Below are 13957 nucleotides of genomic sequence, written 5' to 3'. Positions count from 1 at the left end.
CACGGCTCGGTCCGCAAGCAACCGCCGCAGCTTGCTCAGTGGAGGATCGATGAAGACCAAGCGGCACAGTGCTGCGCTCGCCTTCCTCGCCGCGGGCACCCTGACCCTGACGGCCTGCGGCACCGACCAGAACGTCCCGGCCGGCGGCGGCAACCCCGCACTGGAAAGCCTCCAAGTGGAATGCGGCACCAAGCCGGTCTCCGGCGAAGGATCCTCGGCCCAGAAGAACGCGGTGGACGTCTTCGCCCGCGACTACGGCCTCAAGTGCCCGGGGCAGCGGGTCAACTACACCAAGTCCGGTTCCGGCAAGGGCATCGCCGCCTTCACCGCCGGCCAGGTGGACTTCGGTGGTTCCGACTCGCCGCTGAGCGAGGAGAAGGGCGAGGTCGCCGCCGCGGCCCAGCGGTGCGACGGGAACCCCGCCTGGAACATCCCGATGGTGTTCGGCCCCATCGCCATCGCCTACAACCTGCCCGGCGTCGACGACCTGAACCTCAACGCCGACGTCATCGCCAAGATCTACCAGGGGCAGATCAAGAAGTGGGACGACCCGGCCATCAAGGCGCTGAACCCGGGCACCGAGCTCCCGTCGATCGAGATCGTCCCGTTCTTCCGCTCCGACGACTCCGGGACCTCGGAGAACTTCCAGAAGTACCTCGCCACCGCCACCGCCGGTGCCTGGACCGGTGAGGGCAAGCAGTTCCAGGCCGCGCGCGGCGTCGGCCAGGGCCGGGAGGGCAGCGACCAGGTCGCCCACTCGGTGAAGGCCACCGAGGGCGGCATCACCTACTCCGAGTGGGCCTTCCCCAAGAACCTCGGCCTCGGCATAGCCAACATCGACAGCGGTTCCGGCCCGGTCGAGCTGACCACCGAGAACGTCGGCAAGGCCATCGAGAGCGCCAGGATCGAGGGCGAAGGTCACGACCTGCGGATCGACCTCGAGTCGATCTACGGCAACAAGGCCCCCGGCGTCTACCCGATCGTGCTCAACACCTACGAGATCGTCTGCTCCAAGGGCTACGACCCGGAGACCGCCAAGGCGGTCAAAGCGTTCCTGAAGGTCGCGGCCAACGCCCACCCGCAGCAGCTGGAGCAGTCCGGCTACGTGCCGTTGCCGGAGAACTTCAAGAAACGAGTCCTGGCCGCAGTTGAGGCCATCTCCTGACGAGTCGCACCCCGCGAAGACACAATGAGAGGCTGCAACCAGCAGTGACCGACTCGACGAGAACCGAGCTGCATCCCGCGGACGCCGAGGGAGGCGCGTCCCGGGGCGGCTCGCCGCAGAAATCAGCACCGGAGGCTCCGATTCCTGCTTCCGACACATCCGCTGGAAAGACGAAACGCATCGGGGACCGGCTGTTCTCCGGAATCGCCACCGCCTCCGGTGCGCTCGCTGTCGCACTGATCGCGGCCATTGCGCTGTTCCTGCTCATCCGGGCCATCCCGTCCCTGCAGGCGAACCAGGCCAACTTCCTGTTCTCCCGGGAATGGGACACGGGTGACCCGGAGAACCTGCGGTTCGGCATCCTCGACCTGGCCTGGATCACCATCGCCAGCTCGGTCCTGGCGCTGGTCATCGCCATGCCGCTGTCCTGCGGGATCGCGCTGTTCTTGACCCACTACGCGCCCCGCCGGCTGGCCCGGCCGTTCGCCTACCTGATCGACCTGCTGGCCGCGGTTCCCTCCGTTGTCTACGGCCTGTGGGGCTTCCTGGTGCTCGGCCCGGTGCTCCAGCCGGTCGCCATCTGGCTGAACGAGAACCTCGGGTGGATCCCGCTGTTCGCGGAGGGCAACATCCGGCCCGTCGGCTCGGGGGCCGACGTGTTCACCGCCGGCATCGTGCTCGCGGTGATGATCATCCCGACGATCACCGGCGTCTCCCGCGAGGTGTTCGAGCGCACCCCCAAGGCCCACATCGAAGGGGCGCTGGCACTGGGCGCCACCAAGTGGGAAGTGGTCCGGACCACCGTTTGGCCGTTCGGCCGCAACGGCTTCATCGGCGGATCCATGCTGGGCCTGGGCCGGGCCCTGGGGGAGACGATGGCGCTGACCATCATCCTCAGCTCCGCCACCGCACCGCCCAGCTACAGCTTCTTCGACGCCGGGGCGACCTTCGCGTCCAAGATCGCGCTCGGCTCGGCGGAGTTCAACCACAACTTGCAGGTCGGCGCTTACATCTCGGCCGGCTTGGTGCTGTTCGTCATCACGTTCGTCGTGAACGCGCTCGCCCGCTGGATCGAGAGCAACAGCGGTAAGGGGAAAGCATGAGGACCGACGCCGCGGACGTCGAGGAACTCGCCACACCGCCGGCCTTCCAGAAGATCAGCTTCGGCCGGAAACTGAAGAACCACCTGGTCACCAGCGTCGTCACGCTGGCGTTCCTGATCGCCCTGGTCCCACTGCTGTGGGTGGTGTGGACCCTGCTGGAGCGCGGGCTGAAACCGGTGCTCAGCAGCACCTGGTGGACCCACTCCTTCAACGGCCTGCTGCCCATCGAGTTCGGCGGCGGCATCTACCACGCGCTGGTCGGTACCCTGATGCAAGGGCTGATCTGCGCGGTCTTCGCGGTCCCGCTCGGGATCATGATCGCCATCTACCTGGTCGAGTACGGACGGGGAACCCGGTTCGCCAGGGTCGTCACCTTCATGGTCGACATCCTCAGCGGTCTCCCGTCCATCGTGGCCGGCCTGTTCATCTACGCGCTGTGGATCACCACGCTGGGCTTCACCCGCAGCGGCTTCGCGGTGACGCTGGCCCTGCTGCTGCTGATGCTGCCGATGGTGGTCCGCACCACCGAGACGATGCTGCTGATCGTGCCGGACGAGCTGCGCGAGGCGTCCTACGCGCTGGGCGTGCCGAAGTGGAAGACGATCCTGCGGATCGTGCTGCCGACCGCGCTCTCGGGCATCGTCACCGGGGTGATGCTCGGCCTCGCCCGCGTGCTGGGGGAGACGGCCCCGCTGCTGATCCTGGTGGGTTACTCCAACTCGATCAACTTCAACCCGTTCGAGGGGGAGATGGCTTCGCTGCCGTTGACCATCTACATGGAGCGCAGCACTGCCACCCCGGCCGGTGACTACCGGATGTGGGGAGCTGCGCTGACCCTCGTCCTCGTAATCATGCTGATCAACCTGGTGGCTTCCCTGCTGTCCAAGGTGTTCGCGGTCAAGACCAAATAGGCGGTAGCAAACTCATGGCCAAGCGTCTCGACATCAAGGACCTGAACCTCTACTACGGCAAGTTCCACGCCGTGCAAGACGTGACCCTGCAAGTGCCCGCCCGCAGCGTCACCGCGTTCATCGGACCTTCCGGGTGCGGGAAGTCGACGGTGCTGCGCTCGCTGAACCGGATGCACGAAGTGGTTCCGGGGGCGCGGGTCGAGGGCAAGGTCCTCCTCGACGGCGAGGACATCTACGCCAGCGACGTGGACCCGGTGCAGGTGCGGCGCACCATCGGCATGGTGTTCCAGCGGCCCAACCCCTTCCCGACGATGTCCATCCGGGACAACGTGGTGGCCGGGCTGAAGCTCGCCGGTGAGCGGAACAAGAAGAAGCTGGACGAGATCGCCGAGCGGGCGCTGCGCGGCGCCAACCTGTGGGACGAGGTCAAGGACCGGCTGGACCGGCCGGGCGGGGGGCTGTCCGGTGGTCAGCAGCAGCGGTTGTGCATCGCCCGCGCGATCGCGGTGCAGCCGGACGTGCTGCTGATGGACGAGCCGTGCTCGGCGCTGGACCCCATCTCCACGCTGGCGATCGAGGACCTCATCGCGCAGCTGAAGAAGGACTACACGATCGTCATCGTCACCCACAACATGCAGCAGGCGGCCCGGGTCAGCGACCAGACGGCGTTCTTCAACCTGCGCGCGATCGGTGAGCCCGGCCAGCTGGTGGAGATCGACGAGACCGACAAGATCTTCTCCAACCCGAGCAAGAAGGCCACCGAGGACTACATCTCCGGCCGGTTCGGCTGATCCCGCGCGTTCGTCAGGTGATCTCGCTGGCCACGGCGGAGATGAACGCGGTGGTCTCCTTGGGCGGCAGCGCCAGCTTGCTCACCTGCTCGAACGCCGCCAGGTAGTCGTCGGTCTCGCTCGGCTTCTCCAGGAACCGGGAACCACCGGTCGGGCCCAGGTGCACCACCGGCGGGTCGGCTTCCTCGGGGAAGGAGAAGACCGTCACCTGGTCCTCCAGCAGCGGGTGCGCGCCCGCGCGGAACGGCAGCACCTGGATGGTGATGTTGCGCCGGTAGTTGAGCAGCACCAGCTGCTCCAGCTGGTGCCGCATCACCCCGGGGCCGCCGATGCGGCGCCGCACCACGGACTCGTCCAGCACCGCCCACACCTGCAGCGGGTGCTCGCCGCCCAGCCGGTGCTGCCGCCTGGCCAGTATTTCCAGCTGTTCAGCGATGTCCAGCTGCTGGATGCGGGCGGTCAGCAGCTCCCTGGCGTACTCCTGCGTCTGCAACAGGTCGGGCAGTGGACCGGTGCCGAAGCAGTGCACCGCCCTGGCCGCGGTCTCCAGCCCGAGGTAGGTCTGCAGGCGGGGCAGGTGCGCGGTGCTGGGGTACTGCTGCCACCAGCCGCGCTGCTTGGCCCCTTGGGCCAGATCGACCAGGGCGGCGACTTGCTCCGCAGTGGCGCCGCAGAACTCGGCCATCAGCCGCACGTCCGAGGTGCGCACCGGCACGCGGCCCAGCTCGATCTGGCTGATCTTGCCTTGCGAGCAGTCCAGGTGAACAGCGACCTCACGGTGGGTGAGCCCGGCTGCTTCCCGAAGCCTGCGCAGTTCGCTGCCGAGTCGCCGACGGTGCACTGTCGGGCTCTTATACAACGTGCACCTCACCTGAAGCGGGTGAGTACGTCCTCACTCGGATGAGGATTGCACAAGCCGATCTCGGCAGCGACCTGAAGCGCCCGTTGTGCGGTTCTTCCTCCGCTTTGCCCGGTTCTTCGGGGGTCAGCGCGACGGCATCTTGCCGGTCACGATGAAGACCACGCGGCGGGCCACCGAAACCGCGTGGTCGGCGAACCGCTCGTAGAACCGGCCGAGCAGCGTCACGTCCACCGCGGGGGCGATCCCGTGGTCCCAGTTGTCCCCCATCATCACCGTGAACAGGTGGCGGTGGAGGTCGTCCATCTCGTCGTCGTCGCTCTCCATGCCGCGGGCCGCGGTCACGTCCTGGGTGCGGATGATGTCGCGGACCCGGCCGGCGAGCTTCACCGCGATCCGGCCCATTTCGGCGAAGTAGGGCTGCACGTCCGAGGGCAGCACCTGCTGCGGGTGCCGCCGGCGCGCGGTCTTCGCGACGTGCAGCGCGAGGTCGCCCATCCGCTCCAAGTCCTCGGCGGCGTGGATGGTGGCGATCACGTAGCGCAGATCGCCGGCGACCGGGGCCTGCAAGGCGAGCAGCCCGAAGGACTGCTCCTCCACCCGGGCTCGCACCTGGTCGACCTTGGCGTCGTCTTCGATGACCTGCTCGGCGAGTTTCAGGTCAGCCTCCAGGAGAGCCTTGGTGGCGCGCTCCATGGCTTCTCCGACCATGGCCGACATGGCGGCCAGCTCTTCCGCCAGATTGCCGAGTTGCTCCTTAAAGGCCTCACGCATAACGACCACCCTACTTGGAAAAGAAGGCGCAGGGCTGCGCTGTGGTGGCCAGCTGGTGAACGACGGGCTATCCGCAGACGTCGGAGCCGGCGTTGACGGTGGAGAGGCCGTCCGGGACCTCCGGGTCGGGGTCCTGCGCCGGGAACTGGTCGACCGTCCACTGCGGGTGGGTGCCCTGCGGCTGCTGGGCCTCGGCGGTCTGGCCGGAGATCGGCGTCCCGTCGATGATGGCCTGGAAGAGCGCCTTGGTCTCGTCCTCCAGCAGCACCTCCATGCCCGCCTCGTTGGCGTAGCCGGTGGTGGGGACTGTGATGAAGGTCACATTCCCGGCGTCGAGGTTCTGCAGCGACTGGCCGAGCTCGAGCAGCTTGTCGCTGCTGATGTTCTGCCCGAAGGTGTTCGCCGACACCGCGTTCACGAAGTCGTTCAACTTGCCGGGGTCCAGCAGCACCTGCGAGGACAAGGCCTTGCGCAGCATCGCCGACAGGAAGAGCTGCTGCCGCTGGATGCGCCCGTAATCGGAGGTCGGGTCCCCGACGACCTTGCGCGCCCGCACGTAGCTGAGCGCCTGCTGGCCGGTCAGGTTGTAGCGGCCGGCTTCGGGCAGGATCGTGCCGAGGCTCCGGTCGATGATCGGGGTCGTGGTGCAGATCTCCACCCCGTGCAGGGCGTCGACCATCGACTTGAAGCCCTGGAAGTCCACGCCCAGGAAGCTGGTGATGTTCAGCCCGGAGATCTGCTGGATCACCTTGGTCGTGCACAGCGGACCGCCGACGGCGAAGGCCTCGTTGAGCCGAGCGCCCTGCCGCGGCGGCAGCACCTCCCCGGTGTACTGGCCGGTCTCGGGGTCCCACGCCTCGCAAGCGGGCAGATCCACCTGCAGGTCTCGCGGGAAGGACACGATGACCACCCGACTGCGGTCGGCCGGGATGTGGGCGACCATCGTGGTGTCCGCCCGGGCCCCGGGCTCGTCCTCCGCCGTGCCCACCCCGTCGGACGGCGTCGCGCCCGCCCGGGTGTCCGAACCGATCAGCAGGAAGTTCTGGTCGCCGGCCTGCTTGCCGGCGTCCTTGATGTGCTCGGAGTCCGGGTCGAGCGCCAGCACCGGTCGCATCTTGCCGTCCACCCAGGACTTGGCGCTCCACGCCAGTCCCATGGTGACGAAGACGGTGAGCGAAGCCGCCAGCGCCAACGCCATCACCAGGATCTGGGTGCGGCGCTTGCGCTGCTTCTTCTTCCACTCCATCCGGGAGATGCCGTCGCGCCCTTCGACGAAGTCGAACGGCATGTCGGTGCCCAGCTCGGGCTCCTTGCGCTTGCCGAACAGCCAGGCGTACTTCTTGCGCCGCTGCTCTTCCTCCCGGGCGATCTCGTCGTGCACCGCGGAGAACCGGGCGAGCGTGGCGTCGATCTGCTTGATCTCCTCCTCGCGGTCGTCGGCCTCCTCGGAGGACTGGTCGTCCTCGGTGGGGAGCTCCACGACCGCGGTCTCTTCGAGATCGGCTTGATCGGGCCGCTTGACCACCGTGGTCTTGGCCTGCGGTTCGCTCGGTCGAACCGGCCGGGCGACGGTGGTCTTGGCCTCCGCGCCGTCCCGACCCACCGGGCGGGCGAAGGTGGTCTTCGCTTCCGCGGCCGACTGGTCGGAGTCGTCGACCCGCGGGTGCTGCGTGGTGGCTTCCAGGTCCTCGTCCGCCGGGGGCTTCGGCCCGGGCGGGGTGGGTGGTTGCGGCGCGCCGCCCAGCGCCCTGGCGATGCGGGTCTGCTCACCGCTGGCCGGATCGCCGCCGGGGGCGGGAGCGGATGCGGGGCGGCCCGGGTGCCGGGCACCCGGTGCGGGGGCGGGGGGTGGCCCCTGCGGTGGGCGCCCCGGTGCGGCGTTCGCGTCCCGGCCGCGGGTGGGCGGGCCACCGGCGGCCGGTGGGGCCGGAGGCTGCGGGGGCTGCGGTGGACGTCCGTTCGGCTGCGCGCTGCCCGGCGGGGCCCAGACCGGCGCGTTGCCGCGCGGCCCAGCCGGTTTCGCATCCGGCCGGGTGGGTCGGCCCGCTCGAGGCGGTGCCGGGTTCTCCGGCGGCGTCCAGGACTGCTCCGGACGAGGTGGCCGGTTCTGCGGTGGTTGCGGGCCGCGAGCGGGCGGTTGCGGCCGAGGGGGGTTCGCGCCGGCGGAGCTCTCCGGGGCGGGCGGTTCCGCGTCGGCGGCCCGCCGCCGGTGGGAGCCGGTACCGCCGGGAGCTATGCCGTGCTTGGACAGCAGGTCCACCACGCGGGTGCCACCGGTGCCGTCGTCGCCCAAGGCGCGTCGCCTGCGGGCGGCTCCTGAGCTGTGCTGGGTGTCCTGCTGTGGGTGGGACCGCTGGGGACCGTGATCGCCATGCCGGGGGTCTTGCGGCACCCGTTCTCCCCTCCCACCTTGAAAGTCAGTAGTTGGTCACATCGACGCCGTATACCCCCCGACATGTACCGGTCGTCGTTTCGAGATAGTACGGCCGATCGCCTGTACTGACGATAGTGCAGACAATTTCTTCACAGTCAGTGCACGATCTATCTTAGGTTCTCGACCACCAAGGCTACGTGTGCTACTTTGCTGCGCACTTTCCGCTCTTCCTGAAAACTATCCGTAGTTGACTGTGTTGTTGTTGATGCCACCCCGCCGCTCCGCGGCCTTCCCGGCCAAGCGCACTTCGCTGTCGACCCGGTAGGCCACCGCGTTGCGCCCGGACCGCTTGGCCGCGTACAGCAGCGCGTCCGCCCGGAGCAGCTGCTGCTCGGCGGTGAGCGCAGTGGACTCGGTGCTGGCCGGAGCGCGTTCGTGGGTGACTCCGATGCTGACCGTCACCCGCAGTCCGCGCGCCACTTCCTCCTGCCACGGGAACTGCTCGATCCGCGCCCGGGCGGATTCGCACACCGCCACCGAAGTCTCCGCGTCGGTGTCCGGCATGACCAGCACGAACTCCTCACCGCCGTAGCGGGCGCAGAACGCGCTCGGCGGCAGGCTCTCCTGCAGCAGGTCCACCACCCGCTGCAGCACGCGGTCGCCGAGCAGGTGCCCGTAGGTGTCGTTGACCTGCTTGAACCAGTCCAGGTCGACCAGTGCCAGGGCGAATCCGCGCGCCGAGCCGGCGTGTTCGGCGACCAGCGCCTCCAGCTGCTGGTCCAGGTACCGCCGGTTGTAGCTGGAGGTCAGGCTGTCGCGCAGGCTCTGCTCGCGGGCTTCGGCGTGTTCCCGGCGCAGCCGGTTGACCTCGTGGCGGAGCTGTTCGGGGCCTTGCGGCGAGTTGGTCGAGGACAGCAGTTCCAGAGCGGACCGGAGGTGGTGGTACGCCTGTCGCCACTGCCCACGGGCGGCAAGCAAGGTGGCGATCGACTCGTGCAGCTCGGCCATCCCGTTGCCTTCGGTGATGTCTTTGCGCGTGCGTCGGGGAGAGGGCAGTGCGAACGTCTCGCCGTCTCGCATCGGTTCCGGTTGTGCGAAACCGTTGCGAAGTCCCGACATCGCACTCACCTCCCGTCCGTGGTGTCGTCGAGTTTGCCCCGTTGCTTAACCCGCCCCGACGTGAATATCCCTCAAATTCGCTCGTCCGGTTGATCGGCTGCAGGCCGGATCGCCCGTTGTGCGCAAAGCGTTCTCACCAAGGATGTGTACCGACTGGTGAAGAGATTTCGGAAGGGGGCGCGCCGCTGTCTACCCGCCCGGACGAGCACACCTGTGTCAATGATCACAGAAGAAGAACGTAGTCGTTCTGGTTTTCCCGCGGATGGCGGGGTGTTCGCCGCGAGCGCGGCTCAGGACGGGCACGGAGCGAACCCGCGCACCTGCTCGTCGAGCAGCACCAGGTGCTGAGAACCCACCTGGTGACCGGTGATCTGACCGCCCTGCCGAACGGTCACCTCGACACCGACCACCCACACCTCGCCGCGCACCGGGGTTCCGTCCGGTGTGAAGTCCGGGTCCGGGCGCAGCGTCGACAGTGCAGGGTCGAGTTGCACTGTGGATCCATTGAGGTCGCACAGCTGATCGGCGAAATCCGGGTGCTGGGTGCGCGCCAAGAACGCGCGCTGCGCCGCCGGTCCTCGGCGAGCAGCGGCGTTGTTCTCCGCGAAGTACCGCTGGACCGCGTCCCGGGGTGGAGCGTCCTCCGGCGCACCGCACCCGCACAGCACGAGCAGGACACCGAGGACGGCCCGACCCGCGCCCCGGCGCGGTGCCGCATCAGCCACCGCTGTGGTCGATCTCCGCACCGGACGGAACGGTCGCGTCGTCCGGATCGTCCAACCAGCCCTCGGGAAGCACCCCCTTCGCCGCCGATCCCTGCCGGCCGCGCGGCCCTTCGGCGTCCTTCGGGAACGGGGCGGTGTGGTCGAGCTGGGCGAGCAGATCGTCCAATTCGGCCAGACTGGAGACCAGTCCGAACTGGTGCCGGAGCTCCGACCCCACCGGGAACCCCCGCAGGTACTGGGACATGTGCTTGCGCAGATCGCGCAGCCCGCGGTCCTCCCCCATGTGCTGGGCGAGCAGCTCGGCGTGCCGGCGCAGCACCCCGGCCACTTCCCCCAGGTTCGGGCCGGGCGGCACCGGTTCGCCGCGGAACGCCGCCTGCAGATCCCGGAACAGCCACGGGCGGCCCAGGCAGCCGCGCCCGACGACCACCCCGTCGCACCCGGTTTCCGCCACCATCCGCAGCGCGTCCTCGGCGCTGAAGATGTCGCCGTTGCCCAGCACCGGAATGCTGCGCACGTGCTCCTTCAACCGGGCGATGGCCGACCAGTCGGCCGTCCCGGAGTAGCGCTGCGCCGCGGTCCGCCCGTGCAGCGCGACCGCCGCCGCGCCCTCCTCCTCGGCGATCCGGCCGGCGTCCAGGTACGTGATGTGGTCGTCGTCGATGCCGATCCGGAACTTGACCGTCACCGGGATGCCGGCGGGCTCGGCGGCCTGCACCGCGGCCCGCACGATCTGGGCGAACAGGCGCCGCTTGTAGGGCAGGGCCGACCCGCCGCCCTTGCGGGTCACCTTCGGCACCGGGCAGCCGAAGTTCATGTCGACGTGATCGGCGAGGTCCTCCTCGACGATCATCCGCACCGCCTTGCCCATGGTCACCGGGTCCACCCCGTAGAGCTGCATGGAGCGGGGGTGCTCGTCCGGGTCGAAGGAGATCATCTCCATGGTCTTGGGGTGCCGCTCGACCAGCGCCCGACTGGTGATCATCTCGCAGACGTACAGCCCGGCGCCGTACTCCCGGCACAGCCGGCGGAACGCGACGTTGGTGATCCCGGCCATCGGCGCGAGCACGACGGGGGGATCGACCTCGTACGGGCCGATCTTCAGGGCGGGTTTGCTCAACGTCGCGGTCACGTCCCCCATTGTCCGGGGTGCGGGGTGGTGCGTGCGCCGGGGGCGCCACGTCCCGGGACGCGGCGGTACTGCTGGTCACCGCCGCGGTCGCGGACCACCACGCCGATCGCCTGCAGCTGGTCGGCGAGGTCGGCCGCTGCGCCCAGCCGCTTGTCGGCGAGGGCGCGGGAGCGGGACCGCAGCAGGTCGTGGGCCTCGTCGTCGAGGTCCGGGTGGCCGTCCACCCAGGTGCGGAACTCGTCCTCGTGCGGGTCGGCGGTGCCCGCCCACGGGTAGCCCCAGCGCTCGAAGGCCGCGCGGACCTTCCGCCTCGACAGGTCGGTGGCGAGGTGGCGGGCCAGCTGCCGGGTGCCCGCGTCGAGGAGCACCAGGTCCTTGCCGTCCAGGAAGACCGCGGCGACGTCCTCGCGCCGCAGGTGCTTCGCGCCGCCCCGCTGCTCGAGGTGGACGCCCTCGTGGTCGACGGTCAGCTCCAGGGCTTCCTTCTTCGCCTCGCGCGCCAGCCACACGCCCGCGGCCAGGCCGGCGGCGGTCAGCACCGGGACCGCCCATGCGGTGGGCAGGGCGGCGGCCAAGCGCAGCGGGCCGGGGGCGTCGCCGAACACGTCGACGATCCAGTGCACCAGCGGCTTGACCAGGAAACCCAAGCCGAATCCGAGCGCACCGCACACCAGGGTCACCACCCAGAGCACGGCCCTGGGCATGCGGACGGTGGTGGGAGCGGTCATGCGGGACCTCCAGCGGAGTCGTGCGGCGGGGCGAGGAAGCGGGTGATCACCCGGCGCAGCATCGGGCGCGGGTCGTGGTCGGGATCGGCGTTGAGGAACGCGCCGTCGATGACGATCTGGATCCACCGCGCGGCCTCGCGCGGGTCCAGCGCCGGGTCGATGGCCCCGGTGCGGATGCCGCGGTCGACCAGCGCCGCGAAGCCCTCGTGCTGGACCTGCGCGGTCTCGGTGATGATCCGCGCCAGCTCCGGGTCCTTGCCGACCTGCCGGAGGAGCTCGACCACGATCCCCGGGGCCAGCGGGTCCACCGCTTCGGCGGCCAGCGCGTCCACCATCGCCAGGATCGACGCCACCGGGTCCTCGCCGTCCGCGTGCCGGGCGACGAGCTCGCGGGCGGCGGGCAGGTCCTGCTCGAAGAGGGCGCGGAACACCGCCCGCTTGTCGGGGAAGTAGTAGAAGACGCTCCCCGAGCTCAGCCCGGCGGCTTTCGCGATCTCCGCGGCCGAGGTGCCTTCGAAGCCGCGTTCGGCGAACAGCTCCGCCGCGCTGCGCAGGATGGCGTCGCGCCGGGCGGCAGCGCGTTCCGGGTCGGGAGTTCGGGCCATGCGACCATGGTAACCAATTAACTGATTGGCCAGTTAAAAAATCGCGCGAGGAGCGGGCGCCCGCGCCGAGCGCCCGCTCTCCGGTTCAGAACTCCATGTTGATGCAGGCCAGCCTGGTACCGGCGTCACCGGCGCGCCCGGGTTCGCTGCTGGTGTGCTGCTCGTGGATCACCACCGACTGGGCGTCGTCGCGCTCGCTCAGCGGCCAGGTGCCCTCCGCCGTGGTGGAACCGCTGCCCGCCTCGTCGGTGTGGAAGTCCAGCCACACCTCGTTCTCCGGGTTGGCGTAGGCCGGGTCGACGGACGGCTTGACCGGGTCGGGCCGCTGCTGGAAGTGCGGGCCCGCATCGGCCCCGGAAGAGCCGCAGGGCTTGGTGTGCACGTGGGCGCCGTAGGCGCGGTTCGGCTGCAGCCCCTCGACTTCGAGGGTGACGCGGGTGCGCTCGTCGGTCTGCTCCGAGGTCACCCTGACCCGGGCCCCCGCCGGAACCTGGTCCGGGTAGTAGGTGATGGCCGTGGCGTCCGGGGCGTACTCCTGGAACGACGTGCTGACCTGTCGCTTCGCCTCGTTCTGCCCACCCGACTCCCCGGTGATGGTGCAGCCGGTGAGCAGTACCGCGGCCGCGCAGACGCTGGAGACCGGGCCGACCAGTTTCCGCCACCGCGGACTGGGCGCGGCTTCGTGCGGTGCTGCACAAGATCGCATGGCCGCCACTATGGCACGGTCCGCGGGGCGGTCCTGGGCAGCGAGGTCGCGTGTTGTGAAAGTGCTCTCAGGTCTTCGATCGCCCGTTTTCCCCGCGGTCATCCGGTGATCGGGGACTTATCGTGGGGCGAGTGGATCGGGATCGTACTTGGTTGGTGGCCGTGGCCACCGCTATGTGGGGCACGGACGCCCTGTGGCGCAAACCGCTGGCGACCGAGCTGCCCTCGGCCAGCGTGGTGTTCTGGGAGCACTTGATCATCGTGGCGCTGTTGTCGCCGTTCTTGCCGCGGGCCTGGCGGGCGCTGGCGGCGTGCGACTGGCGGCAGCGGTTGGCGGTGATCACCATCGGGGCGGGCTCCTCCGCGTTGGCCACCGCTCTCTTCACCACCGCGTTCAAGTTCGGTGACCCGGTCACGCCGCTGGTGCTGCAGAAGCTGCAGCCGATCATCGCCGCCTTCGCCTCGTTCGTGCTGCTCGGGGAGCGGCTGCGCGGGCGCTACTTCTGGTTCGCGGTCCCGGCGATCACCGGCGCTTGGTTGCTGGCGTTCCCGAACCCGCTGGACATCCAGGTGTCGCAGGCGGTTCCGGCGCTGCTGGCCCTCGGCGCGGCGGTGCTGTGGGCAGCGGGCACCGTGCTGGGGCGGTTCGTCAGCCGGGACGTGGCGGCCCGGGACGTCACGGTGCTGCGGTTCTCGATCGGCTTGCCGACCGCGGCCGTGGTGCTGCTGACCACCGGTGCTCCGGTGGCGGTCGGCTGGGGCAACGCGCTCGGCCTGCTGCTGCTCGCGCTGATCCCGGGGTTGCTGGCGCTGTGGCTGTACTACCTGGGGTTGCGCGCCACCCCGGCGGCCCGGGCCACGTTGGCGGAGCTCTCCTTCCCGGCGACGGCGGCGATCGTCGGGGTTTTCGTGCTCGGCGCGGAGCTGACCGCTTCCCAGTGGATCGGGTTCGCGACGGTGGTGCTC

General features: G+C 69.4%; 14 protein-coding genes. 5 read left to right on the top strand and 9 right to left on the bottom strand.

Annotated features, from left to right (window positions below; all coding sequences use genetic code 11):
* Positions 1 to 49: 49 nt before the first annotated feature.
* The 4 genes from pstS to pstB all read left to right on the top strand — a co-directional run bounded on the left by pstS (position 50) and on the right by pstB (position 3970).
* Positions 50 to 1165: a phosphate ABC transporter substrate-binding protein PstS gene (gene pstS / locus SREC43747_RS0111945; protein WP_029721477.1), complete on the top strand. Its 1116-nt coding sequence runs from the start codon at positions 50 to 52 to the stop codon at positions 1163 to 1165.
* Between the two features lie 140 nt (positions 1166 to 1305).
* A complete protein-coding gene (gene pstC / locus SREC43747_RS0111940; protein WP_236623152.1) occupies positions 1306 to 2268 on the top strand; it encodes a phosphate ABC transporter permease subunit PstC in 963 nt (320 codons plus the stop codon).
* Positions 2265 to 3179 carry a phosphate ABC transporter permease PstA gene (pstA, locus tag SREC43747_RS0111935; RefSeq protein WP_029721475.1) on the top strand — a complete coding sequence of 305 codons (915 nt, stop codon included), beginning with the start codon at positions 2265 to 2267 and terminating at the stop codon, positions 3177 to 3179. The genes pstC and pstA overlap by 4 nt, the downstream gene beginning before the upstream one ends.
* 14 nt (positions 3180 to 3193) lie before the next feature.
* Positions 3194 to 3970 carry a phosphate ABC transporter ATP-binding protein PstB gene (gene pstB / locus SREC43747_RS0111930; protein ID WP_029721474.1) on the top strand — a complete coding sequence of 259 codons (777 nt, stop codon included), beginning with the start codon at positions 3194 to 3196 and terminating at the stop codon, positions 3968 to 3970.
* 13 nt (positions 3971 to 3983) lie between these two features.
* On the opposite strand, the gene SREC43747_RS0111925 is transcribed toward pstB, so the two are convergent.
* From SREC43747_RS0111925 to SREC43747_RS0111885, 9 genes are all read right to left on the bottom strand, one after another.
* On the bottom strand, positions 3984 to 4811 hold the full coding sequence (locus SREC43747_RS0111925; RefSeq protein WP_029721473.1) for a helix-turn-helix domain-containing protein: 828 nt from the start codon (positions 4809 to 4811) through the stop codon (positions 3984 to 3986).
* A gap of 144 nt (positions 4812 to 4955) precedes the next feature.
* Entirely contained in the window at positions 4956 to 5603 is a 648-nt protein-coding gene (gene phoU, locus SREC43747_RS0111920; RefSeq protein WP_029721471.1) for a phosphate signaling complex protein PhoU, read from the bottom strand.
* Between the two features lie 67 nt (positions 5604 to 5670).
* Positions 5671 to 7896, bottom strand: a complete 2226-nt coding sequence (locus SREC43747_RS19815) for an LCP family protein (RefSeq protein WP_051387973.1) — start codon at positions 7894 to 7896, stop codon at positions 5671 to 5673.
* Between the two features lie 318 nt (positions 7897 to 8214).
* A complete protein-coding gene (locus SREC43747_RS0111910) occupies positions 8215 to 9096 on the bottom strand; it encodes a GGDEF domain-containing protein (RefSeq protein ID WP_029721469.1) in 882 nt (293 codons plus the stop codon).
* A 290-nt stretch (positions 9097 to 9386) separates the two neighbouring features.
* Positions 9387 to 9821 (bottom strand): hypothetical protein, encoded by a 435-nt coding sequence (locus SREC43747_RS0111905; RefSeq protein ID WP_029721468.1) that lies wholly within the window; start codon positions 9819 to 9821, stop codon positions 9387 to 9389.
* Positions 9814 to 10962, bottom strand: a complete 1149-nt coding sequence (dusB, locus tag SREC43747_RS0111900; protein ID WP_029721467.1) for a tRNA dihydrouridine synthase DusB — start codon at positions 10960 to 10962, stop codon at positions 9814 to 9816. Before dusB ends, SREC43747_RS0111905 begins: the two co-directional genes overlap by 8 nt.
* Positions 10950 to 11681 (bottom strand): YqeB family protein, encoded by a 732-nt coding sequence (locus SREC43747_RS0111895; protein ID WP_081722551.1) that lies wholly within the window; start codon positions 11679 to 11681, stop codon positions 10950 to 10952. Before SREC43747_RS0111895 ends, dusB begins: the two co-directional genes overlap by 13 nt.
* Positions 11678 to 12286, bottom strand: a complete 609-nt coding sequence (locus SREC43747_RS0111890) for a TetR/AcrR family transcriptional regulator (protein WP_029721465.1) — start codon at positions 12284 to 12286, stop codon at positions 11678 to 11680. Before SREC43747_RS0111890 ends, SREC43747_RS0111895 begins: the two co-directional genes overlap by 4 nt.
* A gap of 85 nt (positions 12287 to 12371) precedes the next feature.
* The gene (locus SREC43747_RS0111885; protein WP_081722550.1) at positions 12372 to 12992 is read right to left on the bottom strand and encodes a superoxide dismutase family protein; all 621 of its coding nucleotides are present in this window, start codon (positions 12990 to 12992) and stop codon (positions 12372 to 12374) included.
* Positions 12993 to 13114: 122 nt separating this feature from the next.
* On the opposite strand from SREC43747_RS0111885, the gene SREC43747_RS0111880 reads away from it, so the two are divergent.
* Positions 13115 to 13957, top strand: an 843-nt coding sequence (locus tag SREC43747_RS0111880) for a DMT family transporter (RefSeq protein ID WP_438646493.1), incomplete at its 3' end; no start/stop codon positions are given.

The sequence above is a fragment of the Saccharopolyspora rectivirgula DSM 43747 genome (genome assembly GCF_000497205.1).
Classification (GTDB): Bacteria; Actinomycetota; Actinomycetes; order Mycobacteriales; family Pseudonocardiaceae; genus Saccharopolyspora; species Saccharopolyspora rectivirgula.
The sequence above is the reverse complement of the archived record's forward strand: the minus strand, read 5'-3'. Positions and strand labels throughout refer to the sequence as shown.